Annotated in this window: 25 protein-coding genes and 1 pseudogene; 7 read left to right on the forward strand and 19 right to left on the reverse strand. The window is 72.0% G+C overall.

Annotation, left to right across the window (positions count from 1 at the left end):
• Nucleotides 1–299: 299 nt before the first annotated feature.
• From cbiE to ACFWBY_RS29045, 6 genes and pseudogenes are all read right to left on the reverse strand, one after another.
• Nucleotides 300–1,508 carry a precorrin-6y C5,15-methyltransferase (decarboxylating) subunit CbiE gene (gene cbiE / locus ACFWBY_RS29020; RefSeq protein WP_385342726.1) on the reverse strand — a complete coding sequence of 403 codons (1,209 nt, stop codon included), beginning with the start codon at nt 1,506–1,508 and terminating at the stop codon, nt 300–302.
• A gap of 85 nt (nt 1,509–1,593) precedes the next feature.
• On the reverse strand, nt 1,594–2,334 hold the full coding sequence (locus ACFWBY_RS29025; RefSeq protein ID WP_385342724.1) for a GNAT family N-acetyltransferase: 741 nt from the start codon (nt 2,332–2,334) through the stop codon (nt 1,594–1,596).
• A 215-nt stretch (nt 2,335–2,549) separates the two neighbouring features.
• Entirely contained in the window at nt 2,550–3,413 is an 864-nt protein-coding gene (locus ACFWBY_RS29030) for a MetQ/NlpA family ABC transporter substrate-binding protein (RefSeq protein WP_385342722.1), read from the reverse strand.
• 98 nt (nt 3,414–3,511) lie between these two features.
• Nucleotides 3,512–4,180: a methionine ABC transporter permease gene (locus ACFWBY_RS29035; protein ID WP_385342720.1), complete on the reverse strand. Its 669-nt coding sequence runs from the start codon at nt 4,178–4,180 to the stop codon at nt 3,512–3,514.
• The gene (locus ACFWBY_RS29040) at nt 4,177–5,259 is read right to left on the reverse strand and encodes a methionine ABC transporter ATP-binding protein (protein WP_385342718.1); all 1,083 of its coding nucleotides are present in this window, start codon (nt 5,257–5,259) and stop codon (nt 4,177–4,179) included. The genes ACFWBY_RS29035 and ACFWBY_RS29040 overlap by 4 nt, the downstream gene beginning before the upstream one ends.
• 421 nt (nt 5,260–5,680) lie before the next feature.
• Nucleotides 5,681–5,782 (reverse strand): annotated as a pseudogene (locus tag ACFWBY_RS29045) (HAD family hydrolase); the annotation flags it as partial.
• A gap of 71 nt (nt 5,783–5,853) precedes the next feature.
• On the opposite strand from ACFWBY_RS29045, the gene ACFWBY_RS29050 reads away from it, so the two are divergent.
• Together ACFWBY_RS29050 and ACFWBY_RS29055 are read left to right on the forward strand one after the other, a co-directional pair.
• Nucleotides 5,854–6,222 carry a hypothetical protein gene (locus ACFWBY_RS29050; RefSeq protein ID WP_385342716.1) on the forward strand — a complete coding sequence of 123 codons (369 nt, stop codon included), beginning with the start codon at nt 5,854–5,856 and terminating at the stop codon, nt 6,220–6,222.
• The gene (locus ACFWBY_RS29055) at nt 6,215–6,673 is read left to right on the forward strand and encodes a hypothetical protein (RefSeq protein WP_385342714.1); all 459 of its coding nucleotides are present in this window, start codon (nt 6,215–6,217) and stop codon (nt 6,671–6,673) included. Before ACFWBY_RS29050 ends, ACFWBY_RS29055 begins: the two co-directional genes overlap by 8 nt.
• A gap of 19 nt (nt 6,674–6,692) precedes the next feature.
• Here the strand turns inward: ACFWBY_RS29055 and ACFWBY_RS29060 are convergent, their stop codons facing one another.
• From ACFWBY_RS29060 to ACFWBY_RS29070, 3 genes are all read right to left on the reverse strand, one after another.
• Nucleotides 6,693–7,199 carry a GNAT family N-acetyltransferase gene (locus ACFWBY_RS29060; RefSeq protein ID WP_385342712.1) on the reverse strand — a complete coding sequence of 169 codons (507 nt, stop codon included), beginning with the start codon at nt 7,197–7,199 and terminating at the stop codon, nt 6,693–6,695.
• Between the two features lie 37 nt (nt 7,200–7,236).
• Entirely contained in the window at nt 7,237–7,749 is a 513-nt protein-coding gene (locus ACFWBY_RS29065; RefSeq protein ID WP_385409723.1) for an RNA polymerase sigma factor, read from the reverse strand.
• An 85-nt stretch (nt 7,750–7,834) separates the two neighbouring features.
• Entirely contained in the window at nt 7,835–8,995 is a 1,161-nt protein-coding gene (locus ACFWBY_RS29070; RefSeq protein WP_385345039.1) for a glycerophosphodiester phosphodiesterase, read from the reverse strand.
• Nucleotides 8,996–9,256: 261 nt separating this feature from the next.
• Between ACFWBY_RS29070 and ACFWBY_RS29075 the strand changes: the two genes are divergently transcribed.
• The gene (locus ACFWBY_RS29075; RefSeq protein ID WP_385345036.1) at nt 9,257–9,931 is read left to right on the forward strand and encodes a lysophospholipid acyltransferase family protein; all 675 of its coding nucleotides are present in this window, start codon (nt 9,257–9,259) and stop codon (nt 9,929–9,931) included.
• A 5-nt stretch (nt 9,932–9,936) separates the two neighbouring features.
• On the opposite strand, the gene ACFWBY_RS29080 is transcribed toward ACFWBY_RS29075, so the two are convergent.
• The 3 genes from ACFWBY_RS29080 to ACFWBY_RS29090 form a co-directional block, all read right to left on the reverse strand.
• Nucleotides 9,937–11,418, reverse strand: a complete 1,482-nt coding sequence (locus ACFWBY_RS29080) for a membrane-associated oxidoreductase (protein ID WP_385345034.1) — start codon at nt 11,416–11,418, stop codon at nt 9,937–9,939.
• A gap of 69 nt (nt 11,419–11,487) precedes the next feature.
• Nucleotides 11,488–13,032, reverse strand: coding sequence for an MFS transporter (locus ACFWBY_RS29085; protein WP_385345031.1), 1,545 nt, complete (start codon nt 13,030–13,032; stop codon nt 11,488–11,490).
• A complete protein-coding gene (locus ACFWBY_RS29090) occupies nt 13,029–13,580 on the reverse strand; it encodes a TetR/AcrR family transcriptional regulator (RefSeq protein WP_214948142.1) in 552 nt (183 codons plus the stop codon). The genes ACFWBY_RS29085 and ACFWBY_RS29090 overlap by 4 nt, the downstream gene beginning before the upstream one ends.
• 89 nt (nt 13,581–13,669) lie before the next feature.
• Between ACFWBY_RS29090 and ACFWBY_RS29095 the strand changes: the two genes are divergently transcribed.
• Nucleotides 13,670–14,188 (forward strand): HAD domain-containing protein, encoded by a 519-nt coding sequence (locus ACFWBY_RS29095; RefSeq protein WP_385345028.1) that lies wholly within the window; start codon nt 13,670–13,672, stop codon nt 14,186–14,188.
• 179 nt (nt 14,189–14,367) lie between these two features.
• On the opposite strand, the gene argH is transcribed toward ACFWBY_RS29095, so the two are convergent.
• Entirely contained in the window at nt 14,368–15,798 is a 1,431-nt protein-coding gene (argH, locus tag ACFWBY_RS29100) for an argininosuccinate lyase (RefSeq protein WP_385338446.1), read from the reverse strand.
• A 285-nt stretch (nt 15,799–16,083) separates the two neighbouring features.
• On the opposite strand from argH, the gene ACFWBY_RS29105 reads away from it, so the two are divergent.
• Together ACFWBY_RS29105 and ACFWBY_RS29110 are read left to right on the forward strand one after the other, a co-directional pair.
• Complete coding sequence (locus ACFWBY_RS29105; protein ID WP_385338444.1) at nt 16,084–17,661, forward strand: HEAT repeat domain-containing protein; 1,578 nt, start codon at nt 16,084–16,086, stop codon at nt 17,659–17,661.
• Between the two features lie 210 nt (nt 17,662–17,871).
• Nucleotides 17,872–18,579, forward strand: coding sequence for a L,D-transpeptidase (locus ACFWBY_RS29110; RefSeq protein ID WP_385338442.1), 708 nt, complete (start codon nt 17,872–17,874; stop codon nt 18,577–18,579).
• Nucleotides 18,580–18,602: 23 nt separating this feature from the next.
• Here ACFWBY_RS29110 and ACFWBY_RS29115 read toward each other — a convergent pair whose 3' ends face one another.
• From ACFWBY_RS29115 to ACFWBY_RS29140, 6 genes are all read right to left on the reverse strand, one after another.
• Nucleotides 18,603–19,139 carry an arginine repressor gene (locus ACFWBY_RS29115; RefSeq protein WP_281209917.1) on the reverse strand — a complete coding sequence of 179 codons (537 nt, stop codon included), beginning with the start codon at nt 19,137–19,139 and terminating at the stop codon, nt 18,603–18,605.
• 22 nt (nt 19,140–19,161) lie between these two features.
• On the reverse strand, nt 19,162–20,361 hold the full coding sequence (locus ACFWBY_RS29120; protein ID WP_385338439.1) for an acetylornithine transaminase: 1,200 nt from the start codon (nt 20,359–20,361) through the stop codon (nt 19,162–19,164).
• On the reverse strand, nt 20,358–21,266 hold the full coding sequence (argB, locus tag ACFWBY_RS29125; RefSeq protein WP_385338436.1) for an acetylglutamate kinase: 909 nt from the start codon (nt 21,264–21,266) through the stop codon (nt 20,358–20,360). Before argB ends, ACFWBY_RS29120 begins: the two co-directional genes overlap by 4 nt.
• Nucleotides 21,263–22,435: a bifunctional glutamate N-acetyltransferase/amino-acid acetyltransferase ArgJ gene (gene argJ, locus ACFWBY_RS29130; protein ID WP_385338433.1), complete on the reverse strand. Its 1,173-nt coding sequence runs from the start codon at nt 22,433–22,435 to the stop codon at nt 21,263–21,265. The genes argB and argJ overlap by 4 nt, the downstream gene beginning before the upstream one ends.
• Nucleotides 22,432–23,460, reverse strand: a complete 1,029-nt coding sequence (gene argC, locus ACFWBY_RS29135; RefSeq protein ID WP_385338430.1) for an N-acetyl-gamma-glutamyl-phosphate reductase — start codon at nt 23,458–23,460, stop codon at nt 22,432–22,434. Before argC ends, argJ begins: the two co-directional genes overlap by 4 nt.
• Nucleotides 23,461–24,598: 1,138 nt before the next feature.
• Nucleotides 24,599–24,997 carry a DUF5997 family protein gene (locus ACFWBY_RS29140; RefSeq protein ID WP_385338427.1) on the reverse strand — a complete coding sequence of 133 codons (399 nt, stop codon included), beginning with the start codon at nt 24,995–24,997 and terminating at the stop codon, nt 24,599–24,601.
• A 58-nt stretch (nt 24,998–25,055) separates the two neighbouring features.
• Between ACFWBY_RS29140 and ACFWBY_RS29145 the strand changes: the two genes are divergently transcribed.
• Complete coding sequence (locus tag ACFWBY_RS29145; protein ID WP_385338424.1) at nt 25,056–25,835, forward strand: LysR family substrate-binding domain-containing protein; 780 nt, start codon at nt 25,056–25,058, stop codon at nt 25,833–25,835.
• Nucleotides 25,836–25,892: the final 57 nt, after the last annotated feature.

Consider the following 25,892-nt stretch of genomic DNA (forward strand, 5'->3'; position numbering starts at 1 on the left):
CCATCGGTATTGCCTCTTCGACCGCCCGGTCGCCCACGAGGCCGCCCAGCGGATTTCCGTGCGGGATCGCCGTGCGGAGGTTTCGCCCCGCGTACGACTGCACGACAACCAGTAAGTATTGTCGTGCCCGTTCGCCACCGTGGCGGCCATTACCCGCCATGGTCCTCTGTGGACTACGCCACGTCCCGTGTCCTACCGGTACCGCATGCCCGGATTCGGTCAGGGGCAGTGCGACGATCGGCCAGCCTACCCGGCCCCGCCGCCAGCGCTGTGGCCGGTGGACCTTCCCGGTCGCAGCGCTAGTGCTGTGACCGGTTGACGGGCCGTTCGGCTGCGAGCAGGAACACCACGGAGCGCTGTTGTTCGGTCCAGGTCCGGGTGTCCAGGCCGACGGACTGGAGCAGCGCGCACTCGACGGCGTACCCGCCCTCGCCCAGTACGCGGCCGATGGCCTCCGCCTCGTCGCGCGTCGAGGCGTGGCTGACGATCCGTTCGGGGCGGCGGTCGACGACCGCGGCGACGACCGCGGCTCCGCCGCCGCCGACGCGGACGACGTCCGGCTCGGGCAGGTCCTCCAGTACGTGCGGGGCGCGGCCGGCGACGACCTGGAGCTGTACGCCCCGGGCGCGTGCGGCGGCGGTCGTGCGTTCGAGGGCGCGCGGGTCGGCGTCGACGGCGATGACGGCGGCGCCGAGGGCGGCGGCGTCCACGGCGAGGGCTCCGGAGCCGGCGCCGATGTCCCAGACGAGGTCCCCGGTGCGCGGGCCGAGCCGGGCGAGCTGCGCCGCGCGCAACTGTGCGGACTCCCCTTCCCCCACGTCGCTCTGCGGGCGGGCCCAGCCGCGGCCGGCGCTCTGGGCGGCGCTCTGGCCCAGGAGCCACGCGGGGTCGGCGGCGGCGGGCTGGCCGCCGCCGATGACGATCACCACGTTCGGGTCGCGCCAACTGTGGTCGGCGGCCCTGTCGGAGGTGAGGACCGTCACCTGTTCCTTGTCGGTGCCGAGCTCCTCGCAGATGACGAAGGTGCGGTGGACACCTTCGAGGAGCAGGGCCAGTTCGGCGGGGCCCGCGCCGGGTGAGGTGAGGACGGCGACCTTGGAGTGGGCGCGGCAGACGTTGACGGCGCGGCGCAGGGTGCGGGGGTGGGCGACGACGACCTGGGCGTCGTCCCAGGGCATCCCGGCGCGGGCGAACGCGGCGGCGACGGCGGACACGGCGGGTACGACTTCGACTTCCAGGCCGTGTTCGGGGGCGCGCAGGGTGCGTACGGCGCCGAAGAAGCCGGGGTCGCCGTCGGCGAAGACGACGGCGGTGCCGCGGTGGCCGGCGATCCGGCGGGCGGCGAGGCCGAGGCTGCCGAGCCGGACGCGTTCGGCGGCGGGCGGCACTTCGGGGAGTGCGAGGTGGTGGGCGGCGCCGGCCACCAGGGTGGCCGCGGCGAGCGCGGACCGGGCGGAGGCGGTCAAGGGGGAGCCGTCCCAGCCGATCACCGTGACCCGGTCGGCCATCGTCAGTCTCCTGGTGTGGGGGCGGGCGGAGCTTCGTCGGGGGGGGGCGGGGGCGGGGGCACGGTGAGACTACCTGGTCATCGGGTCAGTTCCGGTCGGACGAGACCGCGTAACCGTTCGCGTCGGACGGGTGGTTCCCCAGGCCGCCGTACTCGCCGGAGTAGTGGGCGGAGTAGCCCGCCGAGTAGTCCTCGGAGTAGCCGTCGGCGTACCCGTCGTATCCGTCCGAGTAGCCGTCGCCGTCGTCGTCGAGGTCCTCGGGGACCAGGCCCCAGACGATGAGGTCGCTGCGGCCGGCCGCCCAGGAGCCGTCGGGGTTCTGCGTGCGCACTATGCACGCGCTGCGCAGGACGCCTTCACTGATGCAGCCGATCTTCTGGGCGACTTGCTGGGAGGCGGTGTTGTCGGCGGCGGTGCGCAGTTCGAGGCGTTCGAAGCCCTGCTCGCGGAAGAGCCAGTGGGCGACGGCGCGCACGGACTCGCTGGCGTAGCCCTCGCCGCGCGCCCAGGGGGCGGTGACGTAGCCGACTTCGGCGGCGCGCAGGCGCCAGTCGGTGCCCTGCAGGTGGACGACGCCGACCAGGCGGTGGGTGAGGAACTCGGTGACGGCGAAGACGATGCCGCGGCCCCCGGTGCGCTCCTCGTGCGCGGCTCTGGTGGCCCAGTCGAGCGCGTGGGCGTGGGTGTACGGGTGCGGGACCGAGGTCCAGGCGGTGACCTGCTCGTCGTTCATCATCTCGGTGAGCGCGGTGACGTCCTCTTCCTCGAAGGGGCGCAGCACCAGCCGGTCCGTGCTGATGGTGACGTCCGGGAAGGTGGTAGTCATGCGCAGCTCCAAGCCTGGGACCGTGGTGCGACCGTGATGCGAGGCGACCGTCGTGCGGAACCGTTCGTGCGGGCCGCGGCTGCGGGTCGTAGGCCACAGCATGCAGCATCGGCCTGGGGATGTGCAGGGCCGGGCTGCCCGGGAGCGGGCAGCGTCCGGCCCCGTGCACCGGCGGGGTGGACGGGGCCGGACGGCCTGGGCGGATTCCTACTGGATCAAGAGGTCGGCTTGCCGAAGGCCGGGATGACCGAGCCCTGGTACTCGCCCTCGATGAACTTCTTGACCTCGTCGGAGTTCAGGAGCTTGGCGAGCTTCTGGATCCGCGGGTCGTCCTGCTTGCCGCTCTTGACCGCGAGGATGTTGGCGTACGGGTTGCCGTCGGCCTTCTCCAGGACGAGCGCGTCCTTGGCCGGGACGAGCTTGGCCTCGATGGCGTAGTTGCCGTTGATGACGGCGGCGTCCACGTCGTTCAGGGCGCGCGGGACCGTGGCGGCCTCCAGCTCCTTGAACTCGAGGCCCTTCTTGTCCGTGATGTCGGCCAGCTTGGCGCCGGTGCCGACACCCTCCTTCAGGGTGATGAGGTTGTTCACGGCGAGGAGCTGGAGCGCGCGGCCCTCGTTGGTGGGGTCGTTGGGGACGGCGACGGTCTGGCCGGCCTTGATGTCCGTGAGGGCCTTGACCTTCTTGGAGTAGAGGCCCAGCGGCTCCAGGTGCACGTTGACGACGGGCACGATGTCGGTGCCGTTCTTCTTGTTGAAGTCGTCGAGGTACGGGACGTGCTGGAAGTAGTTGGCGTCGACCTGGCCCTGCTGGGTGGCGGTGTTCGGCAGGACGTAGTCCGTGAACTCCTTGACCTCCAGCTTGAGGCCCTCCTTGGCCGCCAGGTTGTCCTTGACGAACTTCAGGACGTCGGCGTGCGGGGTCGGCGACGCCGCGATGACCAGGGGCTTGCTCTCGTCGACCTTGCCGCCGTCGGCCTTGGTGGAGGACGGGTCCGAGGAGCTGCCGCAGGCGCTCAGGGAGAGGGTGAGCGCGGCTGCGGTGGCGGCGAGGGCGGTGAGCTTGATGTTCTTGCGCACGAAGAGTGCCTTTCTTGCTTCTTGCTGGTGAAGGACGGCCCAAGCACGACAAGTGCGGGCTTTCTGGGAAAAAGTTCGAAGTACGGCTCAGGCCCGGATCAGGCTGTCCGGCCCCGGCGCGCGAGGAGGCGTACCACGCCGTCGCCGATGAGCTGGATCACCGTGACGAGCACGATCAGGACGACGACGGTCGCGACCATGAAGCCGGTCTCGAAGCGCTGGAAGCCGTAGGTGATGGCCTTGGAGCCGAGCCCTTCGCCGCCGACCGCGCCGGCCATGGCCGAGTAGCCGATGAGCGTGATCACGGTGGTGGTGACGGCCGCGATCAGGGAGGGCAGGGCCTGCGGGAGCAGCACCTTGCCGACGAGGGTCGGGATGCCGCCGCCCATGGACTCGACGGCTTCGATCAGACCGTGGTCCACCTCGCGGAGGGCGGTCTCCACGAGCCGGGCGAAGAAGGGGATGGCGCCGATGGCGAGCGGGACGATCATGGCGGTGGGGCCGATGAAGGTGCCGACGACCGCCGTGGTGACCGGGATGAGGAAGATCAGCAGGATGATGAACGGCAGCGAGCGGCCCATGTTCACGATCACGCCGAGCACCTTGTTGACCGGGCGGCTCTGGAGCAGGCCGCCCTTGTCGGTGAGCACCAGCAGGATGCCGATGGGCAGGCCGCCCAGGACGGTCACCAGGGCCGACCAGAGCACCATGTAGAGGGTGTCGAAGGTGCCCTGCGTGAGCAGCGGCTGCATTTCGGACCAGGTCACTTGGCACCGTCCTTGACCAGCTCGGCGAGCTCGCCGTCCACGTTCACATTCAGGTCCGCCGGGTCCGCGTCCGCGTCCGGTTCCACCACGTCCACCTGCAGGCCCTGTTCGCGGAGGAATCCGACGGGCACGACGTTGTCCTCGTAGCGGCCGGGCAGCTCGATGCGCATGCGGCCGATCTGCCGGCCGGCGACGGTGTCCATCGCGGCCCCGAGGATCGAGATGTCGATGTTGTAGGTGCGGGCCAGCTGGGAGATCACCGGCCGGGTCGCGGTATCGCCGTGGAAGGTGACGTCGACGACCGTGTGCTCCGCGGTGGTCGCGGCCCCGGTCAGCGGGAACAGTTCGTGGGCGAGCTGGGAGCCGGGGGTGGCCAGGAGTTCGGAGACCGTGCCGGACTCGACGATCCGGCCCCGCTTCATCAGCGCGGCCGAGTCGCAGACGGACTTGACCACGTCCATTTCGTGCGTGATGAGCAGGACGGTCAGTCCGAGCTGGCGGTTGAGGTCGCGCAGCAGCTGCAGGATCTGGCGGGTGGTCTCGGGGTCGAGCGCGCTGGTGGCCTCGTCCGAGAGCAGCACCTTGGGGTCGCCGGCCAGGGCGCGGGCGATGCCGACGCGCTGCTTCTGGCCGCCGGAGAGCTGGCCGGGGTAGGCCTTGGCCTTGTCGGCGAGGCCTACGAGGTCGAGGAGTTCGGCGGCCTTGCGGGAGCGCTCGCCGCCGGAGATTCCGAGGATCTCCAGGGGCAGTTCGATGTTGCCCTGGACGGTGCGCGAGGACAGCAGGTTGAAGTGCTGGAAGACCATGCCGATGCGGCTGCGGGCCTCACGCAGCTCCTTGCCGGCTCGCCGGCCGCGGCCGGCGAGCGCGGTGAGGTCGACTCCGTCGACGCTCACGGTGCCGGTGGTCGGGCGCTCCAGCAGGTTCACGCAGCGGATCAGGGAGGACTTGCCGGCACCGCTCTGGCCGATGACTCCGTAGACCTCGCCCTGGCGGACGTGCAGGTCGACGCCGTCCAGGGCGGTGACCTCGCGGCCACGGGACTGGTAGACCTTCGTGAGGCCCGATGTGGTGATCACAGGAATTCCGTCGCTGTCGAGTGCGCGGCGCAGCGGGTGCCGGGCACGGGGCAAACATCAGGGGACGCGATACGGGTCGAACCGTCGGAAAACGGCGGTGTCGGCGCGTGTGCGGGGCAGGAGCGGTCCGGGTCGCACAGGAGTGCCGGAGGAAGCTCGGCCGGTCTCGCTTCGGGGCGCGAGACTGCGGGAAGGGGCCCTCAGAAGGCGCGCATTCGACACATACAACGAGCACCGGGCGTCATCGTCGCCTCGGTCGCAAGGGTGCGGCTGCTCGTCGTGGTCATGGGCCCCAGTAAACCAGACCTTCCCCGTCACCGATCAAAAGCGTCCGAATACCGGACGGATTTCGATCACATACCGGACGGCACCGGTCAAGGCAGATCGCTCGTCCCACCGTCATCCCGTCGGCCCTGCCCAGTAGCGACACGGCCGAGAGGTCCCTGACGACCACGTCCGCATCGCGCTCGGCAGCGGTGTGCGGTGTGGTCAAGGCCACGGTCCGCATCCCGGCGGCGCGGCCGTGCGGCTGCGGCGAAGCCCGGGGGCAGGGGTGAGCGCATCGGGTCTTTCGGCCCGTAATACCCTCGCTGCATGCTCGACGCCCTGACGGTCGCCATCGGCGTGGCCGCACTCGCCCTCGCCGCCTGGTGCGGTTTCGCCGCCTCGCGCGACCAGCCGACCAAGGACTGGCACTTCATCGGCATGGCGGTGGTGACCGTACTGGTCCTGGCCCAGCTGGTCGTCGGCCTGGTCCAGCTCGCCCGGGGCGAGGAAGCCGGACAGGGGACGGTGCTCTTCGTGGCCTACCTGCTGGGTGCTTTCGCCGCCGTGCCGGCCGCCGCGATGCTGTCGGTCACCGAACGGACCAAATGGGGTTCGGTGACGGTGGCCGCGGGCGCGGTCGTCCTCGCCGTGCTGGAAGTACGGCTCTACGACATCTGGGGAAACACCGGTGCCTGACACGGACGCGAACACGGGTGCGGACACCACCGGGCCGGCCGCCGAGCGGCGGCGCCTGGTCACCGGGCCGGGGGTACTGCTGGTCTGGCTCTACGGGGTGATCACGGTCGGCGCGGTCTCCCGGTCGCTCTACCAGATCTCCACCGAGTTCGACCGGGCACCACTGGCGTACTCGCTGTCTGCCGTGGCCGCCCTGGTCTACGCCTTCATCACGTACTCGCTCGTCCGCGGCGGGGAGACGGCCCGCAAGGCGGCGCGGATCTGCTGCGCCGCCGAGCTGGCCGGCGTCCTCACCGTCGGCACCTGGACCCTGCTGCGGCCCGAGGCGTTCCCCGACGCGACCGTGTGGTCGGACTTCGGGATGGGCTACCTGTTCATCCCGGTGATCCTGCCGGTCACCGGGATGCTCTGGCTGCGCGTCAAGCGCCCGGCGCCGGACGCCGGTCGCTAGGGGCTGCGGGGGCTGGGGGCTAGGCGCTCACCGCGAAGTCGGTGGCCTCCTTGGCCTCCTTCTCCAGGATCACCAGACGGACGCCGTCGGACGCGGTGCGCCCGCCGACCTGGGTGTAGCCGGCCTTGCGGTAGAGGCGCAGGTTCGACTCGCTCTTGTGGCCGGTGAGCAGCCGGAAGCGAATGGTCCCGTCGTGGCCGCCGAGGACCTCCTCGACCGCGGTGAGCAGCCGGGCGCCGAGGCCGTGGCCCTGGAGGCGGGGGTGGACGCAGAGCTTGGCGATCTTGCCGGTGCCCTCCGCGTCGACGTTGCCGCGCACGGCCCCGACGATCTCGTCGCCGAGCCGGGCCACCAGGACGGTGTCCGAGGCCAGCTCCTCCTTGAGGGAGTCGAGGGACTGGGTGAGCGGCTGGATGCGGTAGTTGCCGTACAGCTGGGCCTCGCTCTGGAACGCCAGATACTGCAGTTTGATGATCTGCTCGGCATCCTCGGCAGCTGCCGCCGAAATGGTCACGCTCATGCCCATGTGCGCATGCCTCCCGCTCACCTGGTGGCCTTTTGGTCTACCGCTCCATTCCCCGCAGGTCGGGAGCCGCAACCTTTACGGCCAGCATTCTGCGCAGACATCCCAGGCAACGGGAACGGACCGGCCCCAAACTTCCTTGTGAGATTCCCAACTCTCCTGCGATTTCACGGTAAGTGAGGTCCCTGGGCGAAAGAAGTGCCCTCATCAGCTCCGGACACCGTCCGGGCAATCGGGCGACCGCCGATCGCAGGGCCCGGTTCTCCTCCCCGTGCAGGAGGGCGTCTTCCGGTTCCGCGCCGCCACTGCTACGGGCGCCGCCGCCGGGCCCGCCGTACGGTACTTCGCGCCGGGCCCGGCGGCGTGCCTGGCGGGCTTCCGCGCGCACCGCCCGGCGCAGCCAGTCGGCGGGTTCCGCGGGGGTGCGCCGGTGCTCCAGCAGCCTGACCCAGACGGCTTGTTCCAGGTCGGCGGCGTCCACGCCGGTGCCCGCGGTCTCCGCGGCCGCTTCGGCGCGGAGCAGCGGGCGGAGCTTGTCGAAGAGGTCAGCCATCAGCAGGTCCATGCCGGGACGGACGAGTGGGCGGGGCCCGGCGGTTTCCCCGCCGGGCCCCGCCCACTCGTACGAGGGGCTGCGGCTAGGTGTTGACGCCCCGGCCCGGGCGGAAGGCCTCCGCCGCGAGCAGCCCGGTGTCGGGCTGGTCGGTGAAGATGCCGTCGATGCCCTGTTCGAAGTACTTCCGGAAGGCGCCGAAGGCATCGCCGTAGGCGGCGGGGTCGGTGCCCTTGCGGTACTCGGCGGGCAGGAAGCTGTTCTCGTTCCGCGCGGTGTAGGGGTGCAGGACGAGCCCCTGCGCATGGGCGTCCGCGACCAGGGTGGTCGGGGCGCCGAGCCTGCCCGCCGCGTCGCGCGGCAGGATCAGGTCCATGGTCGGCCCGATGCCCTGGGCGAAGCCGGCGATCCACTTCAGCCCCTCGGGCTTGACGAGGTCCGCGACCGTACGGGGGTCCCCGGCCGCTTCGAAGTCCCACGGGCGGGTGCTCGCGGCGGAGAGGAGGACCACGCGCGGGGCGGAGACCAGCCGGGAGAGCCGCTGGATGCTGGAGGGCTCGAAGGACTGCAGGAAGAGCGGGGCGCCGCGTCCGTCGCGCCCGTAGCGGCGCAGCAGCCGGGCGAGGGGCTCCTCCAGGCCGAGGCCCAGACCCCGGAAGTAGGTGGGGTGCTTGGTCTCCACGTGCAGCCAGACGCGCTTGCCGCGCCGCCGGCCCTCGCGATCGGCCCACCGCAGGACCTCTTCGAAGGTGGGCACCTCCCAGCGGCCGTCGTAGAGCGTGTTGCGCTGGCGGACGGCGGGGATGCGCTCCTTCGCACGCAGGGTCTTCAGTTCGGCGAGGGTGAAGTCCTCGGTGAACCAGCCCGTGACCGCCACGCCGTCGATGGTCTTGGTGGCCTTGCGCGCGGCGAACTCCGGGTGGTCGGCGACGTCGGTCGTGGCGCCGATCTCGTTCTCGTGGCGGCACACCAGGTGGCCGTCCTTGGTGGGCACGAGGTCCTGCTCCACCACGTCGGCGCCGAGGTCGAGAGCGAGTTGGTAGGAGCCGAGCGTGTGCTCGGGCCGGTAGCCGCTGGCGCCCCGGTGTCCGATGACCGTCGGCACGGGCAGGTCCCGGTACCCGCCGCCGTGGCCGTTCTGCGCCGCCGAAGCGGGCGCGGTGCCCATCGCCACCCCGCCGAAGGCCCCGCCCGCCGCCAGGACGGCCCCCAGTACCGTCCGCCGTGCTGCCCCACCCTGCGTCATGAGTGCCACTCCCCATCGGACAAGGGCCAGGCGCCCGGGATCTCCCGGTCCTACGGCCCGATTTCGCGTGCCGATGGTAGGCAAGCGGCGGTGGCGTGCGGGGGTGCGCGGGCCGAACTTGGCGCGAACGCGTGTCAACACTGCGTATCCGACTCGTGAACCCGATGTGCGATCAGAGCTGACCCGCGAGTATCGTCCTCACCTGCACCACCACCGTGTGGTGGGTGCGCGAACCGCTTTTCGATGCCGGAGGGCCCCACGTTGTTCCGTACTGCGCTCATCAAAGCCACCGTCGGACCCGTCATGCGCCTGATGTTCCGCACCCGCGTGGAGGGCATCGAGAACATCCCGGGTACCGGTCCGGTGATCCTGGCGGGCAACCACCTCACCTTCATCGACTCGATGATCCTGCCGCTGGTGTGCGACCGCACGGTCCACTTCATCGGCAAGGACGAGTACGTGACCGGCAAGGGCGTCAAGGGCCGGGCCATGGCTTGGTTCTTCACCGGCGCCGGAATGATCCCCGTGGACCGCGACGGGGCCAACGGCGGCGTCGCCGCCCTGATGACCGGCCGCCGGATCCTCGAAGAGGGCAAGATCTTCGGCATCTACCCCGAGGGCACCCGCTCCCCCGACGGCCGCCTCTACCGCGGCCGCACCGGCATCGCCCGCCTGACGCTGATGACCGGCGCGCCCGTCGTCCCCTTCGCGATGATCGGCACCGACAAGCTGCAGCCCGGCGGCGCCGGCATGCCGCGCCCGGGCCGGGTCACCGTCCGCTTCGGCGAGCCGATGGAGTTCTCCCGCTACGAGGGCATGGACCGCGACCGCTACGTGCTGCGCGCCGTCACCGACTCGGTGATGGCCGAAGTCATGCGGCTCTCGGGCCAGGAGTACGTGGACATGTACGCGACCAAGGCCAAGGAAGCCGCGTAGCGGCGCTACTGCCGGCGCAGTGACCGGCTGACGCCCGCCGCGGTCGTCGTGGCGAGGACCCAGCCGGTCACGATCAGCAGGTACGACAGCCACTGGTACCAGCCGTCCGGCGCGAAGGCCGCCTCCTGGCCGAAGCCGATGATCGGCAGCATCAGGTCGATCGTGTAGAAGACCGCGTTGAACTGCGGCGCCTCCCCCGCCTTCAGTTCCCTGGGGTGCTGGAACCAGTAGGCGACCGTGCCCGTCAGGAGCAGCGCCAGCAGCCAGCCCGCGGCGCGCAGCGGCCGGAAGCCGTAGCCGACGGTGGCGTCCTGGAGCAGTCCCCAGATCCTGGCGTGCCGCGGCAGTGTCCGGCGGTGGCGGCGCAGCTTGGCGAGTTGCACGGTCCGGGCTGCCGCCTCGTCGCCCGCCGTGCGGTAGGCGGCGGCGAGCTGTTCGTACGCGTACGGGAGGTAGCCCGACTCCTCGCGCTCCAGGGCGGGCAGCCGCTGCTCGGCCGGCAGGTGCGGGGCCAGGGTGCGGTAGGTCAGCCCGTCGATCCGGATCCTCTCCGGCCAGGTCTCGGGCGGCACGTGCAGCAGGTCGAACTGGGAGCGCCGCAGGTTGACCGTGCCCCGGACCGTCTCGCAGGAGCGCAGCCACACCTCGCCGATGGTGCAGCTGGAGGCGCGCAGGGCGAAGCCGTCCGGGTTCGCCAGGCGGGCGTAGGCGAGGTTGAGCTGGCCGGGGATCCGGGAGCCGCTGAGGTTGACCCTGCCGTTCGTCTCCAGCCGCATGGCACGCAGATCGGTGCCGACGGTGAGGGTCTCGGCGTGCAGGGCCGTTCCGCCGGGGGCGAGGAGGCGGGCGTCGTCGAGGTTGATCTGGCCTCCGACGATGGCGCCGTTGATGCGCGTCTGGCCGTGGACGGTCAGTCCGAAGGCGATGATGTCAGTGCCGATGGTGGCGTGATTGAGCTGGAGCGGCGGCTCCTGCGTCGTCGCCTCGGCGGGGTCTCCCGGGGTGCCGAGGACCGCGCCCTGGAGGAAGAGGCCGCCGGATATCTGGGCTCCGGCGAGGCGGATGGGCCCGGTGACCCGGCAGCAGGACATCCGGAGTACCACCTCGACGCGCACGGTGGCGGCGGTCAGGCCCGGCAGGAACGAGTCGGTGAGGACGAGGGCGCGCAGCCGCGCCCCGTACAGGCCCGGTTTGTGTTCGAACCAGCAGCCACGCATCCGCATCGGAGCCTCGATGGCGGCGTACTTGAGGTCGAGCCTGCCGGTGATCTTCGCACCCTTGATCTTGAGACCGGCGACCTGACCGGGCACGGAGGGGCTGTTGACGAGCAGGGCGCTGAGCACGTCGGCGCGGACGGTCCGCTCGGGCCCCCAGGAGGCACCGTCCGCCGGATCCTCGTCGCGGCCCTGCCTGAAGTCGACGCCTTCACCGCGCGGGAAGGCGTCCCATACGCGGCGTTCGGCCGGGGTCAGATCGGTGATCTCCATCGCCGGGATGGTGTCCCGCGGTTCCACGGACTGTCAACTCCGCGCGGGACACCACCCTCTGGCAGGGCGTCAGTGCTCGATGCCGTCCTGGAGCTCCTGGCCCTTCAACAGGAACCAGGCCGCCGCGGCGGTGGCCAGCAGGACGGCCGCGCCGACTCCGGAGGCCAGCCGCAGGCCGTCCACGAAGGCCTCCTGGGCGGCCCCGACCATCTGCTCCGCGGTCTGCGGGTCCAGGGACGCGGCCGCTTCCACGGCTCCGCCGAGGGATTCGTGGGCGGCGTCGGCGACCGGCCGGGTCACCGAGGCCGGGGCGTTGAAGCCCTGGTAGACGCCGGTGACGACCGAGCCGAGCAGGGCGATGCCGAGGGCGGCGCCCAGTTCGTAGGCGGTCTCCGAGACGGCCGAGGCCGAACCGGCCTGCTCCTTGGGCACGCTGGAGAGGATCACGTCGGCGGTGACGGTGAAGGAGAAGCCGGCGCCGAGGCCGACGATGAGCAGGGCCGCTCCGAGCAGCGGGTAGCCGGTCTCCTTGTGGATGACGGTGAGCGCGGCCAGCGCGACGCCGATGGCGGCGAGGCCTCCGGTCACGATGACCCGTACGCCGTACCTGCGGGCGTACTTGCCGGCGACCAGGCCGGTGGCCACCGCGCCGATCGCGGCGGGCAGTTCCGCCAGCCCGGCTTCCAGCGGCTCGCGGCCCTGGACGAGCTGGAGGAACTGGGAGAGGAAGAAGACCAGTCCGGACAGGCCGAAGACGGTGAGCAGGTCGGCGAGGACCGCGCCGGAGAAGCCGCGGTGCTTGAAGAGCCGCATGTCGAGGAGGGGGGCGGCCAGGGTGAACTGGCGGCGCACGAAGGTGTAGAGCGCGCCCGCTCCGATGGCGGCGGCCGCCCACGCCTCCCAGCCCATGCCGTGGGTGGCGACCTGCTTGACGGCGTATACGACGCCGATGATGCCGACGAGGGAGAGTCCGACGCTGAACAGGTCCCAGGGGCCGGCGACCGGATTCTTGGACTCGGGCAGCAGCTTGATGCCGACGATGACCAGGACGATCATCACGGGGACGTTGATGAGGAAGACGGAACCCCACCAGAAGTGCTGGAGCAGGGCTCCGCCGACGACCGGTCCGACGGCCGCGCCCGCGGAGGCGGTCGCGCCCCAGATGCCGATGGCGAGACTGCGTTCCTTGGGGTCGTGGAAGATGTTGCGGATCAGGGCGAGGGTGGAGGGCATCAGGGTCGCGCCGGCCACGCCGAGCAGGGCCCGGGCGAGGATCATCATCTCGGGGCTGGTCGCGTAGGCGTTGAGGACGGAGACGGCGCCGAAGGCCGCCGCGCCGACGAGGAGGAGCTTCTTGCGGCCGATCCGGTCTCCGAGGGAGCCCATGGAGACGAGCAGGCCGGCGATGACGAAGGAGTAGATGTCCCCGATCCACAGCAGCTGCGTGCCGGAGGGCTTGAGGTCCTCGCTGAGGGCCGGCGTCGCGAGACCGAGTACGGTGGCGTCGACCGCGACCAGCAGGACGGCCAGGACGAGCACGGAGAGCGCGATCCAGCGCCCGGAGCCCCTGCCCTCCGCCCCCTTCACCTGGGTCAGCTGTTCGGTTCGGCTCATTTCTCCACGCTCCGTCTTGCGCCACCGAGCAGCAGCTCGGTGATCATGTACTGAAAGTCCTTGGCCGCGACCCGGCCGTCCATGACGGCCCAGGCGCAGGTGCCGATGAGCCCGTAGAGGGCCTCGGTGAGCCATGCGGGGCTCAGGTCGATGCGGATGTCGCCCTCTTCCTGGCCGCGCCGGAAGAGCGCGCCGACGCGGGCGTCGAGCCGGGCCCAGCCCTCGTTGACCTGGTCGCCCTCGAAGAGCTGGTTCTCGGTGACGAGGAAGGCCAGCAGTTCGGCGTTGGGTTCGGCCTCGGCGACGAGGCGCCTGAGCCCGTCGATCGCCGTGCCCTCGTCGAGGCGGGCGTTGTCGAAGGCCACCTCGAACTCCCGGATACCGAGCTCTTCGAGCGCCCGCACGAGGGCGTCGCGCCCGGCGAAGTGCCGGTGGAGGGTCGCGCGGCCGATTCCGGCGGCGCGGGCGACCTCGTCCATCGTCGCGGTCGATTTGCGGGAGAGCAGGGCGGCCGCGTCGCGGAGCACCTGGTCACGATCCATGGCCATGAGACAAGCATACCCCAGGTGAGACATCAACGTCTCATTCGATCGACAAATGAGCTGCCGGAAGGCAGCCTGAGAGGAATCCTGCCGAGATGAAGCCGACGAAGCCCCTACTCCTGATCGATGTCGACGGCCCGCTCAACCCGTACGCGGCCAAACCCCAGAGCCGTCCGGCCGGGTACTCCACCCACCGGATGCGCCCGACGGGCTGGACGGCGGCCGAAAGCCCCAAGCCGCTGCGCGTCTGGCTGAACCACGGCCACGGGGCGCGGCTGCTCGCGCTCGCGGACTCCTACGAGCTCGTGTGGGCCACGACGTGGAAGGACGAGGCGAACGACTGGATAGGCCCGCACCTGGGCCTGCCCCGGCTCCCGTTCATCGACTGGCCGGTGATGCACGGCCGGGCGCCGCGCGGCACGTTCTGGAAGACGCAGTACGTCCTGGAGTACGCGGGGCACCGGCCCTTCGCGTGGATCGACGACGACATCACGGCCATGGACCACGAGTACGTCGACATGCGGCACCCGGCACGGGCGCTGCTGATGCGGATCGACGAGCGGATCGGCCTCGTCGCAGAGGACTTCGGGACGCTGGCCGCGTGGGCCGCGTAGCGAGCGGCGACGGTGCGCGGCGGGGTGCCGGGCACGCCGAGCGGGGTGAGTACGCCGAAGGGGCGGCGGGCGGGGCGGTACGCCGAACGGGGCGGGGTGCGCCGAACGGGCGTCGAGCACGCGGAAGGGGGCGGCCGGGGCCCGAAGGCTCCCGGCCGCCCCCTTCCGGGCGGGTACCGCTACTGCTTGTGCGCCGCCCAGGCGTGCTGGATGACCAGGTCGGCCTTCAGCTCCGTGAGCTGGACCGCGACCGCCGACGGCGCGGTGCCGCCGCGGCCGTCGCGGGAAGCCAGCGCCCCCTTGACGTTGAGGACCGTGCGGACCTCCGGCGTCAGGTGCTCCGAGATCTTCGCGAACTGCTCGTCGCTCAGCTCGTCGAGCTCGATGCCGAGCCCCTCGCACACCTTCACGCACTCGCCGGCGACCTCGTGCGCGACCCGGAAGGGCACGCCCTGCTTGACCAGCCATTCGGCGATGTCGGTGGCGAGCGAGAAGCCCGCCGGGGCCAGCTCCTCCATGCGCTCCCGGTTGACCGTGAGGGTCGCCATCATCCCGGTGAAGGCGGGCAGCAGGACTTCCAGGGTGTCGCAGGAGTCGAAGACGGGCTCCTTGTCCTCCTGGAGGTCGCGGTTGTAGGCCAGCGGCAGCGCCTTCAGTGTGGCGAGCAGGCCGGTCAGGTTGCCGATGAGACGGCCCGACTTGCCGCGCGCCAGCTCCGCGATGTCCGGGTTCTTCTTCTGCGGCATGATCGACGACCCGGTGGAGAAGGCGTCGTGCAGGGTCACGAAGGAGAACTCCTTCGTGTTCCAGATGATGATCTCCTCGGCGATCCGCGACAGGTTGATCCCGATCATCGCGGTGACGAAGGCGAACTCGGCGACGAAGTCGCGCGATGCCGTGCCGTCGATGGAGTTGCCGACCGAGCCGCGCTCGAAGCCGAGCTCGGCGGCGACCGCCTCCGGGTCCAGGCCGAGCGAGGAGCCGGCCAGCGCCCCCGAACCGTACGGGGAGACCGCCGTCCGGGTGTCCCACTGGCGCAGCCGCTCCGCGTCGCGGGACAGGGCCTGCACGTGGGCCAGTACGTGGTGGGCGAAGAGCACCGGCTGCGCGTGCTGCAGGTGGGTCCGGCCCGGCATCGCCACGTCCGCGTGGTGCTCGGCGAGGCCGACCAGCGCGTCCTGGAGGTCGGCGATCAGGCCGCCGATGGTCCGCGCGTGGTCGCGCAGGTACATCCGGAAGAGCGTGGCGACCTGGTCGTTGCGCGACCGGCCGGCGCGCAGCTTTCCGCCGAGGTCGGCGCCGAGGCGTTCCAGCAGGCCCCGCTCCAGGGCGGTGTGGACGTCCTCGTCGGCGATGGTTCCGGTCAAGGTGCCGTCCGCGACGTCGGCTTCGAGCTGGTCAAGGCCCGCGATCATGCGGCCGAGCTCGTCGGCCGTGAGCAGGCCGGCCTTGGCCAGCGCGCGGGCGTGGGCGCGCGATCCCGCGATGTCGTAGGGCGCGAGGCGCCAGTCGAAGTGGACCGACGCGGACAGTTTCGCGAGGGCCTCGGCGGGACCGTCGGCGAACCGGCCGCCCCAGAGCCGGACGTCACCACCGTTGTTGCTGCTCACAGCTACTGCTCCTCAAGATGCATGGCATGGCATGGGATACGCGTCGGCCTCCCCGCCGCGGAGGTAACGGGGAGGCCGTTTGTACAACGCGCGGGGTCGGGCGAGGTCGCGACGCGCGGCGGTCTTCGAGGACAGACCGACGGCGCCCACCAACCGGCATAACTATGCACTGCTCCGTATGTTTCGTCAATCGAGCTCGGCCGCAAGGCCCTGACCGGCCCGAATATGGGGAGGCCCCGCACACCGACGGCGGCCTACCATCGGCGGACGACTCGGGGAGGGCACATGGGAGCCGGTGTACAGCGGGATGTGCTGCTGGGGCGGGGGGTGGCCGTGGACCTGCTGCGGCAGCGCGAGCCCGCCGCCGTCGCCGGCGTGCTCAACCACAGCGGGCCGCAAGCCTGGACGGCTTTCGACGAGGAGGTGCGACGCATCGGCCGCCGCTCCTACGAGCCGGTGCGCGGCAAGCGGATCGAGGCCCGGATCTGCGACCCCGACGGGCGGATCCGCGCCTCCGCCCTCAGCCCGTGGCGGCTCACGCCGATGGAACTCTTCTTCCTCGACTACGTCGCCTGGATCCCGGCGGTGCGCCGACGCGCCCGCCGGGTGCTCCGCCGGGCCGGTGCCGCGCACCCGCCGCTCGAGCTCGTCCTGATCCGCTGCGCCGACTGGGCCCCGCCGGTACGCCAACGCGCCCGGCGGGTGCTGGCCTGGGGCATTTCCAAGGACCCCGTCGAGTCCCTGATCCGGCTGACCCCGCTCGCCCTTCGGCTGGGCCGGCGCGAGCACGGCGCCTGGGCACTGGAACAGCTGGAGGCCGCCTTCAGCGGCCGGTACTCACTCCTCGCCGCGTGGTGGCGCCCCGGACGGCCCTCGACCACGTGGAGCTGGAACTCGCTGACCCCCGCGCAGCGCGAGCACATCCTGGACCGCCTGCGCCGGCACGCCGACCGGCCGACCCGGCGCTTCGCCGCCCGGCTGTCCCTGGAGATCGGCGGGACCGGCGTACGGGAGCTCGCACGGCGGGCCGCCGCGGAGCCGGACCCGACAGCTGCCCGGCTGTGGACCGATGCCGCCCTGCGGGCCATGGCCGCCGACGGGCCGGACGACGGGGCGGTCAACGCCCTGCTCGGCGGACGCATCCCGATGGTCCGGGCCTCGGGGGTCATCGCGCTGCGCGGGGCCGGGCGGGCCACCGAGGCCGGGCGCTTCCTCGCCGACCGCTCGGGCCTCGTACGGGCCTGCGCGCGCTGGCTCGTCTCGCAGAGCGGCGGGGAACCGGTCGCGCGCTACCTCGCGCTGGTCACGGACCGCGAGCACGTCTCCCCGCACGCGGTGACCGGCTTCGCCGAATGCGCGGAGCGGGAGCACGCACCGCTGCTGCGCTCCCTGCTCGACCACCCCTCCGGCACGGTGCGGGCCGCCGTCGTGGCCGGGCTGCGCCGACTGGACGACGCCACCGACCACGCCGTCCTGCTCCGCCTGCTGGACGACCCGTCCGCGTCGGTGGCCCGCGAGGCCTCGGTGAGCCTGCTCCAGGTGGTGGAGCGGCTGGACCACCACCACCTCGCCGAGCGCCTCGAACCCGAACGGCCCCTGCACGTACGCCGGGCCGCCTTCCGGCTGCTGCGCGCACGGGGCGGGATCCACGAACTGCGGGCCGCGGTGACCCTGTCGAAGGACACCGACCCGTTGTTGCGCTCGGCGGCGCGGGCGATCGTGATCGGCTGGGACTGGCGGCTGACCTTGACCACGCAAGAGGCGGACCTGTCCGAACTCGCCGCGCTGCTCGAGCGGTCGGAACACCTGTTCCACCCCTACGACATGTGGAGGCGCCGCTCCCGCCTCGGTCTCGACCGCTGACATCCCCTGACCGGACGAGGGGCCGGGGGCGGTCATGCGGTCATGGGGGCACGGGGGCACCACGCACGCGTGGACGGCAGGCTGCGCGGGTCCGGACCGCCCCGTACGGAGAGGCCTAACGGGCTCTCGGAGACCATCGGAGTCATCGGAGCGAGTCGCGACGGCCTGCCTGCGCTGCCGCTGACCCCCGCGCCCCGTACCGTCTGACCTGTGCCGCGTACCGCTGTCGTCCTCGTCTCACTGATCGTCACCAGCCTGCTGCTGCAAGGCCCCGACGGCCCCCACGACGATCTGCCGCTGCCCGCCCGTCTCGCCGACACCGGCGGCGGCAGCCAGCTGATCACCGCCGTCGCCCCGGCCCCCGGATCCACGACCGGTCGCCTGACCTGGTGGGACCGGCGGGCGGGACGCTGGTACGAGGCGGGCGGCGCTCCCGCCCGCTTCGGCGCGAACGGCCTGACCGAGGGCGCGGCCCGCGCCCAGGGCACGAACACGACCCCGGCCGGCCTGTACGCCCTCCCGTACGCCTTCGGCATCGCGCACGCTCCGGCCGGGACGGCGTACCGCTACCGACGGGTGAGCCCCGCCTCGTGGTGGTGCCAGGACAACGCCTCGGGCAGCTACAACCGCTGGGTGGAGCCGCTGCCCGCGGACTGCGCGCCGGGCGAGGCGGAGCACCTGGTCTCGTACGCGAAGCAGTACGCGCACGCGCTGGTCATCGCCTTCAACTACGACCGGCCCGTACGGGGCCGGGGCGCGGGGATCTTCCTGCACGTCGACGGCAAGGGCGCGACGGCCGGCTGCGTCTCGGTCCCGAAGGGCGCGATGCGGGCGATCCTGCGCTGGGCGAACCCGCGCAGGCACCCTCACATCGCGATCGGCACGGAGTCGGGCCCCCTCGCGGTGACGCGGTACTGAAGGGACCGGGCCCGAACCCGCGCTCAGCTCTCCTTCTGGGCCAGCCTCAGCAGGTGGTCGGCGAGGGCCTGACCGCCCGCCGGGTCGCGGCTGATCAGCATCAGGGTGTCGTCGCCCGCGATCGTGCCGAGGATGGCCCGGAGCTCGGCCTGGTCGATCGCCGAGGCGAGGAACTGGGCCGCGCCGGGCGGGGTGCGCAGGACCACCAGGTTCGCGGAGGCCTCCGCCGAGATCAGCAGTTCCCCGGAGAGGCGCCGCATGCGCTCCTCCTTCGCCGACTCGCCGAGCGGTGCCTGCGGGGTGCGGAAGCCGCCCTCGCTGGGCACCGCGTAGATCAGTTCGCCACCGGTGTTGCGGATCTTCACGGCGCCGAGCTCGTCGAGGTCGCGGCTGAGCGTCGCCTGGGTGACGCTCAGCCCGTCGTCGGCGAGCAGCTTGGCCAGCTGGCTCTGGGAGCGGACCGGCTGCCGGTTCAGGATGTCCACGATCCGGCGGTGGCGGGCGGTGCGGGTCTGCGGAACGGACTGGCCGTTCTGCTCGTGTTCCTGCGCCTGACTCATCGTCGTCTCATTCCCCGGTTCATCATCCGTCCACGTCCGCGGCGGACTTCGCTGCGTCGAGCACGCCGGGCAGGGCCTGCAGGAACGCGTCCACCTCGGCCTCGGACAGCACGTACGGGGGCATCAGCCGTACGACGTCGGGGGCGGGCGCGTTGACCAGGAAGCCGGCGTCCTGAGCCGCGCGCTGCACCTGCGGTGCGAGCGGCTCCGTCAGCACGATACCCAGCAGGAGGCCCGCCCCGCGGACGTGGGAGACGAGCGGGTGTGCGAATCCTTCGATACCGCCGCGCAGCCGCTCGCCGCGGTCCTTGACCTGGTCGAGGAGCCCGTCGGCGGCGATCGTCTCGATGACGGCGAGGCCGGCGGCGCACGCGACGGGGTTCCCGCCGAAGGTGGTGCCGTGCTGGCCGGGCTGGAGCAGGTCGGCCACGGGGCCGAAGGCGGCCACGGCGCCGATCGGCAGACCGCCGCCGAGGCCCTTCGCGAGTGTGACGAGGTCGGGCTCGACACCTTCGTGGGCCTGGTGCTCGAACCACTGGCCGCAGCGCCCGACGCCGGTCTGCACCTCGTCGAGGACCAGCAGGGTGCCGGTCGCCCGGGTGATCTCGCGGGCGGCCGTCAGATAGCCGGCCGGGGGCACGACCACGCCGTTCTCGCCCTGGATCGGTTCGATGACGACGAGCGCGGTCTCCTCGGTGACGGCGGCCCGCAGGGCCTCCACGTCGCCGTACGGGACGTGCGTGACGTCTCCGGGCAGGGGCAGGAAGGGGTCCTGCTTCTTGGGCTGGCCGGTGAGCGCGAGGGCGCCCATGGTGCGGCCGTGGAAGCCGCCTTCGGTGGCGACCATGTGGGTCCGCCCGGTCAGCCGGCCGATCTTGAAGGCGGCTTCGATCGCCTCGGCGCCGGAGTTGCAGAAGAAAATCTTGCCGGAGCGGCCGAAGAGCTGGAGCAGCCGTTCGCCGAGCGCGAGGACCGGCTCGGAGGCGTACAGGTTGGAGACGTGGCCGAGGGTGGAGACCTGGGTGGTGACGGCCTCGACGATCGCGGGGTGGGCGTGGCCGAGGGCGTTGACCGCGATGCCGCCGACGAAGTCGGTGTACTGCTTGCCGTCCGCGTCCCAGACCTGGGCGCCCTCGCCGCGGACGAGGGCCAGCGCGGGGGTCCCGTAGTTGTCGGTCAGCACGCCCTGCCAGCGGGCGGCGTAGTCCTGGTTGCCGGTCACGCGGGTTCCCCTCCCTGTGCGTCGGGCACGACCATCGTGCCGATTCCCTCGTCCGTGAAGATCTCCAGCAGGATCGAGTGCTGGACCCGCCCGTCGATGACCCGGGCGGTGGTCACGCCGTTGCGGACGGCGTGCAGGCAGCCCTCCATCTTCGGGACCATGCCGCTGGACAGCTCGGGCAGCAGCTTCTCCAGCTCGCTGACGGTGAGCCGGCTGATGACCTCGTCGCTGCTCGGCCAGTCCGCGTAGAGGCCCTCGACGTCGGTGAGGACCATGAGCGTCTCGGCGCCGAGCGCGGCCGCGAGGGCCGCGGCCGCGGTGTCGGCGTTCACGTTGTAGACGTGGTGGTCGTCGGCGCTGCGCGCGATGGAGGAGATGACCGGGATCCGGCCGTCCGCCAGCAGCGCCTCGATCGCGCCCGTGTCGATGGCGGTGATCTCGCCGACCCGCCCGATGTCGACGCACTCGCCGTCGATCTCGGGGGTGTGCTTGGTGGCGGTGATGGTGTGGGCGTCCTCGCCGGTCATGCCGACGGCGAGCGGCCCGTGCTGGTTGAGCAGCCCGACCAGCTCGCGCTGGACCTGCCCGGCCAGGACCATCCGTACGACGTCCATCGCTTCCGGAGTGGTCACCCGCAGGCCCGCCTTGAACTCGCTGACCAGGCCCTGCTTGTCCAGCTGGGCGTTGATCTGCGGGCCGCCGCCGTGCACGACGACCGGCTTCAGCCCGGCCTGGCGCAGGAAGACGACGTCCTGGGCGAAGGCCGCCTTCAGGTTCTCGTCGATCATGGCGTTGCCGCCGAACTTGATGACGACGACCTTGCCGTTGTGGCGGGTCAGCCAGGGCAGGGCCTCGATGAGGATCTCGGCCTTGGGCAGCGCGGTGTGCTTGCGTGCGGTGCTCATGAGGAGTACGCGCTGTTCTCGTGGACGTACTCGGCCGTCAGGTCGTTGGCCCAGATGACCGCGGACTCGGAGCCGGTGGCCAGATCGGCGGTGATGCGGACCTCGCGGTCCTTCATCGAGACCAGGTCGCGGTCCTCGCCCACGGAGCCGTTCTTGCAGACCCAGACGCCGTTGATGGCGACGTTCAGACGGTCCGGGTCGAAGGCCGCCCGCGTGGTGCCGATCGCCGACAGGACCCGGCCCCAGTTCGGGTCCTCGCCGTGGATGGCGCACTTGAGCAGGTTGTTGCGGGCGATGGACCGGCCGACCTCGACCGCGTCGTCCTCGGTGGCCGCGCCGATCACCTCGATGCGGATGTCCTTGCTGGCGCCCTCGGCATCGCCGATCAGCTGGCGGGCCAGGTCGTCGCAGACCGTGCGCACGGTCTCGGCGAACGCCTCGTACGCCGGCACCTGGCCGGACGCGCCCGAGGCGAGCAGCAGCACCGTGTCGTTGGTGGACATGCAGCCGTCGGAGTCGACCCGGTCGAAGGTGGTGCGGGTCGCGGAGCGCAGCGCCTTGTCGAGGGTGGCGCTGTCCAGGTCGGCGTCGGTGGTGAGGACGACGAGCATGGTGGCCAGGCCGGGGGCGAGCATGCCCGCGCCCTTGGCCATACCGCCGACGGTCCAGCCGTCCTGGCCGGCCGTGGCCGTCTTGTGCACGGTGTCGGTGGTCTTGATGGCGATGGCGGCGGCCTCGCCGCCGTCGGCCGAGAGCGCCGCGGCGGCGGTCTCGATGCCGGGCAGCAGCTTGTCCATGGGGAGCAGGACGCCGATCAGGCCGGTGGACGCGACGGCGACCTCGCCGGCGTTGACCTCCGCGCCGCGGCCGGTCCGGTTCAAGACGTCGGCGGCCTTCTCGGCGGTGGCGTGCGTGTCCTGGAAGCCCTTGGGGCCGGTGCAGGCGTTGGCGCCGCCGGAGTTGAGGACCACCGCGCTCACGGAGCCGCCGCGCAGGACCTGCTCGGACCAGTGGACGGGCGCGGCCTTGACGCGGTTGGAGGTGAAGACGCCCGCGGCGGCCAGACGCGGCCCGTCGTTGACCACGAGGGCCAGATCCGGGTTGCCGTTCGCCTTGATCCCGGCGGCGATGCCCGCCGCCGTGAACCCCTGTGCTGCCGTGACGCTCACGGTGCGACTCCGATCGTGGAAAGACCCAGTGCCTCGGGGAGCCCGAGGGCGATGTTCATGCTCTGCACCGCGCCGCCGGCGGTGCCCTTGGTGAGGTTGTCGATGGCGCTGATCGCGATGATCCGCCGGGCGGCCTCGTCGAAGGCGACCTGCACCTGGACGGCGTTGGAACCGTAGACGGACGCGGTCGCCGGCCATTGGCCCTCGGGCAGCAGGTGCACGAAGGGCTCGTCCGCGTACGCCTTCTCGTACGCGGCGCGGACCGCCTCGGCGTCGGTTCCGGGCAGCGCCTTGGCGGTGCAGGTGGCGAGGATGCCGCGGGGCATGGGCGCCAGCGTCGGCGTGAAGGACACCGAGACCCGCGTTCCGGCGACGGGGCTGAGGTTTTGCACCATCTCGGGCGTGTGGCGGTGACCGCCGCCCACCCCGTACGGGCTCATGGAGCCCATGACCTCGGAGCCCAGCAGGTTCGGCTTGAGGGCCTTGCCGGCGCCGGAGGTTCCGGAGGCGGCGACGATCACGGCCTCGGGCTCGGCGAGCTGCGCGGCGTAGGCCGGGAAGAGCGCGAGGGAGACGGCGGTCGGGTAGCACCCGGGCACGGCGACGCGCTTGGAACCGGCGAGCGCGGCGCGGGCTCCCGGCAGCTCCGGGAGGCCGTAGGGCCAGGTCCCGGCGTGCGGGGCGCCGTAGAACCTGTCCCAGTCGGCGGAGTCCTGGAGCCGGTGGTCGGCGCCCATGTCGACGACGAGGACGTCGTCGCCGAGCTGGGCGGCGACGGCGGCGGACTGCCCGTGCGGCAGTGCGAGGAAGACGACGTCGTGACCGGCGAGCACCTCGGGCGTGGTCGCCTGCAGGGTGCGCCCGGCGAGCGGCACCAGGTGCGGCTGGAGCGAGCCGAGCAGCTGCCCGGCGTTGGAGTTCCCGGTCAGCGCGCCGATCTCGACCTCGGGGTGGGAGAGCAGCAGGCGCAGCACTTCCCCGCCCGCGTACCCGCTCGCACCGGCCACCGCTACACGTACCACCATCGGACCCTCCTCCTCGATGGCATGACTATACGTAGCTACGCACGTTTATGCAAAGCCACTATCCGGCCGAGCGGCGCGCCGCGCGACCGGCTCACCGCGTGACCGGCTCACCGCGAGGACTCACCCTTCTCTCGTCGCGCGGACTCACCCTTCTACTGAAGCACTCCGACCCACCCGCGGCGGCGCAGGTGCCCGAGGTACCGCGAAGACCCCCGCTACGAACCCATGGCGGGGCCCACGCGGGCCGACCTGGGCCGTCTCCTGCCGGGAAGGCGGCCGGGTCGCGGTGTCCGGTGCGGTGCATTGCACGGCGGAGCCGCGGTACGTACGGGACGTCGTCGTGCGGGAGACGGGGGCGGGCCGAACTCCTGCCCGCGCCCGCGCGCCCGTTCGAGCTGGACGACGGGCCCCCGCCCTTACTGTCCGCGCGAGCGCAGCCCGCACGGTTGCGGCCGTCCGGCCGCCCGGGGAGCGGGAGCACACAGCCGCCCGCCCGTGCGGGTGCGGCCTGGCGGCGGAGAGCGGGAGGCCTCGGCGGACGGCGGGCGCGGGCAGGTTCGGCTCCGGCGCTGCACGCCGCGCGGTCCGGTGCGGACACGGAGCGCGCTGGAGCGTGCGACGGGTTGCGGGGTGGAGGCTTACGGGGTGCTCGCGCGGGCGGTTTCGAGCGCGGTCGCGGTGGAGCGGCGTACGGCCCGCGCGGATCCGCGGTCTCGTCACGGCCGGAGGACGCCGATGCCCCGGCCGGAGCCGATGCCCGACGGCTACGACCGCGGCCGGGGCACCGACCTCAGTGCTCGCCCTGCCGACGGCGGAGCCGAAGCCCCTGGGCCTCACCCGCCCTGGGCGGGCGGATCAACCCGCCCGGTGAAGGGCCGCCCGGTGAAGGGCCGCCCGGTGAAAGGGCCGCCCGCGCCGACGCGTCAGGGGCCCGGTGCAGTTCCGGGCCGGGCGAGGGAACTGCCTGCACGGACGCGCGAGCCCTGAGCGCCGGTCCGGCGACAGGGCTGCTCGCGCCGGCGCGTGAACGGTCACAACCCTGGTGTGGGGCCGCGCAGGCCGCCGCCCGGGGCGGTAGGGCCGGGCGCGGAACCGGGGCCGGCCTCGCCGCACCGGTCGGGGCGGCGGGCCGGGGAGGTCAGGAGCGCTCTCGCTTCTCGGCCTTCTCCGCCTGCATCTGCTTGATGCGGACCGTCTCCTTGCGGACCTCCGCCTGGGTGGACCGTTCCTTCTCGAGCCACTCGGGCATTTCCTGCTTCAGGGCCTCGATCTGCTCGGTGGTGAGCGCCTCGGTGATACCGCCGCGGGCGAGGCCCGAGATGGAGATGCCCAGCTTCGCCGCCACCACCGGACGGGGGTGCGGACCGTTGTTCCGGAGGTCCTGCAGCCACTGGGGCGGCTCGGCCTGGAGGGCGGCCAGCTCGGTGCGCGAGACGACACCCTCCTGGAACTCTGCGGGGGTGGCCTCGAGGTACACACCCAGCTTCTTCGCCGCGGTCGCGGGCTTCATGGTCTGGGCGGTCTGGTGCGACGTCATGGGGTCAAGGGTATCGAGCGTGTGCGCCACCTCCGACCACGGCCGGTAATCTGGCCGGGTGACAGACTCCGAGACGCCCCCGTCGTTCCAGCTCGCGTACGTCCCCGGGGTGACTCCCACCAAGTGGGTCCGGATCTGGAAGGAACGGCTGCCCGACGTTCCGCTGACCCTCGTTCCGGTCACCCCCGCCGAGGCGCCCGCCCTGCTGCGCGCCAAGGGTGCCGACGCCGGGTTCGTCCGGCTGCCGATCGACCGGACGGACCTCAGCGCGATCCCGCTCTACACGGAGACCACGGTCGTGGTGATCCCCAAGGACCACCTCGCCGCGGCGGTCGAGGAGCTGTCGCTCGCGGATCTCGCCGACGACATCGTGCTCCACCCGCTCGACGACACCCTCGACTGGGAGCGGCTGCCGGGCAAGCCCGCGCGGGAACGGCCCGAGACGACGGCCGACGCGATCGAGCTGGTGGCGGCGGGCATCGGGGTCCTCGTCGTACCCCAGTCGCTCGCACGCCTGCACCACCGCAAGGACCTGACCTACCGGACGCTGCTGGACGCGCCGGAGTCACGCGTCGCGCTGTCGTGGCCCGAGGCCGACGAAACCCCCGACCTGGTCGAGGAGTTCATCGGGATCGTGCGCGGCCGGACCGTCAACAGCTCGCGCGGGCGCGGGCGTACGCAGCCCGAGCCCGAGCAGAAGAAGGCGAAGCCGCAGCGCAAGCCGGCTCCCCGCGGCGGCGGCAAGCCGGCCGCCAAGAACCCGCGCGCCGGCGCCCCCAAGAGCGGCAAGGCCGTCGCCAAGTCCAACAGCAAGCGCGGCAAGCCCCGCGGCCGGTAGTCCGCGGCGCCTGCGGGCGGCTCCGCACCGCCGACGTGCCGTGCCGTGCCGTGCCTG

Source organism: Streptomyces sp. NPDC060049, from assembly GCF_042736715.1.
Taxonomy (GTDB): domain Bacteria; phylum Actinomycetota; class Actinomycetes; order Streptomycetales; family Streptomycetaceae; genus Streptomyces.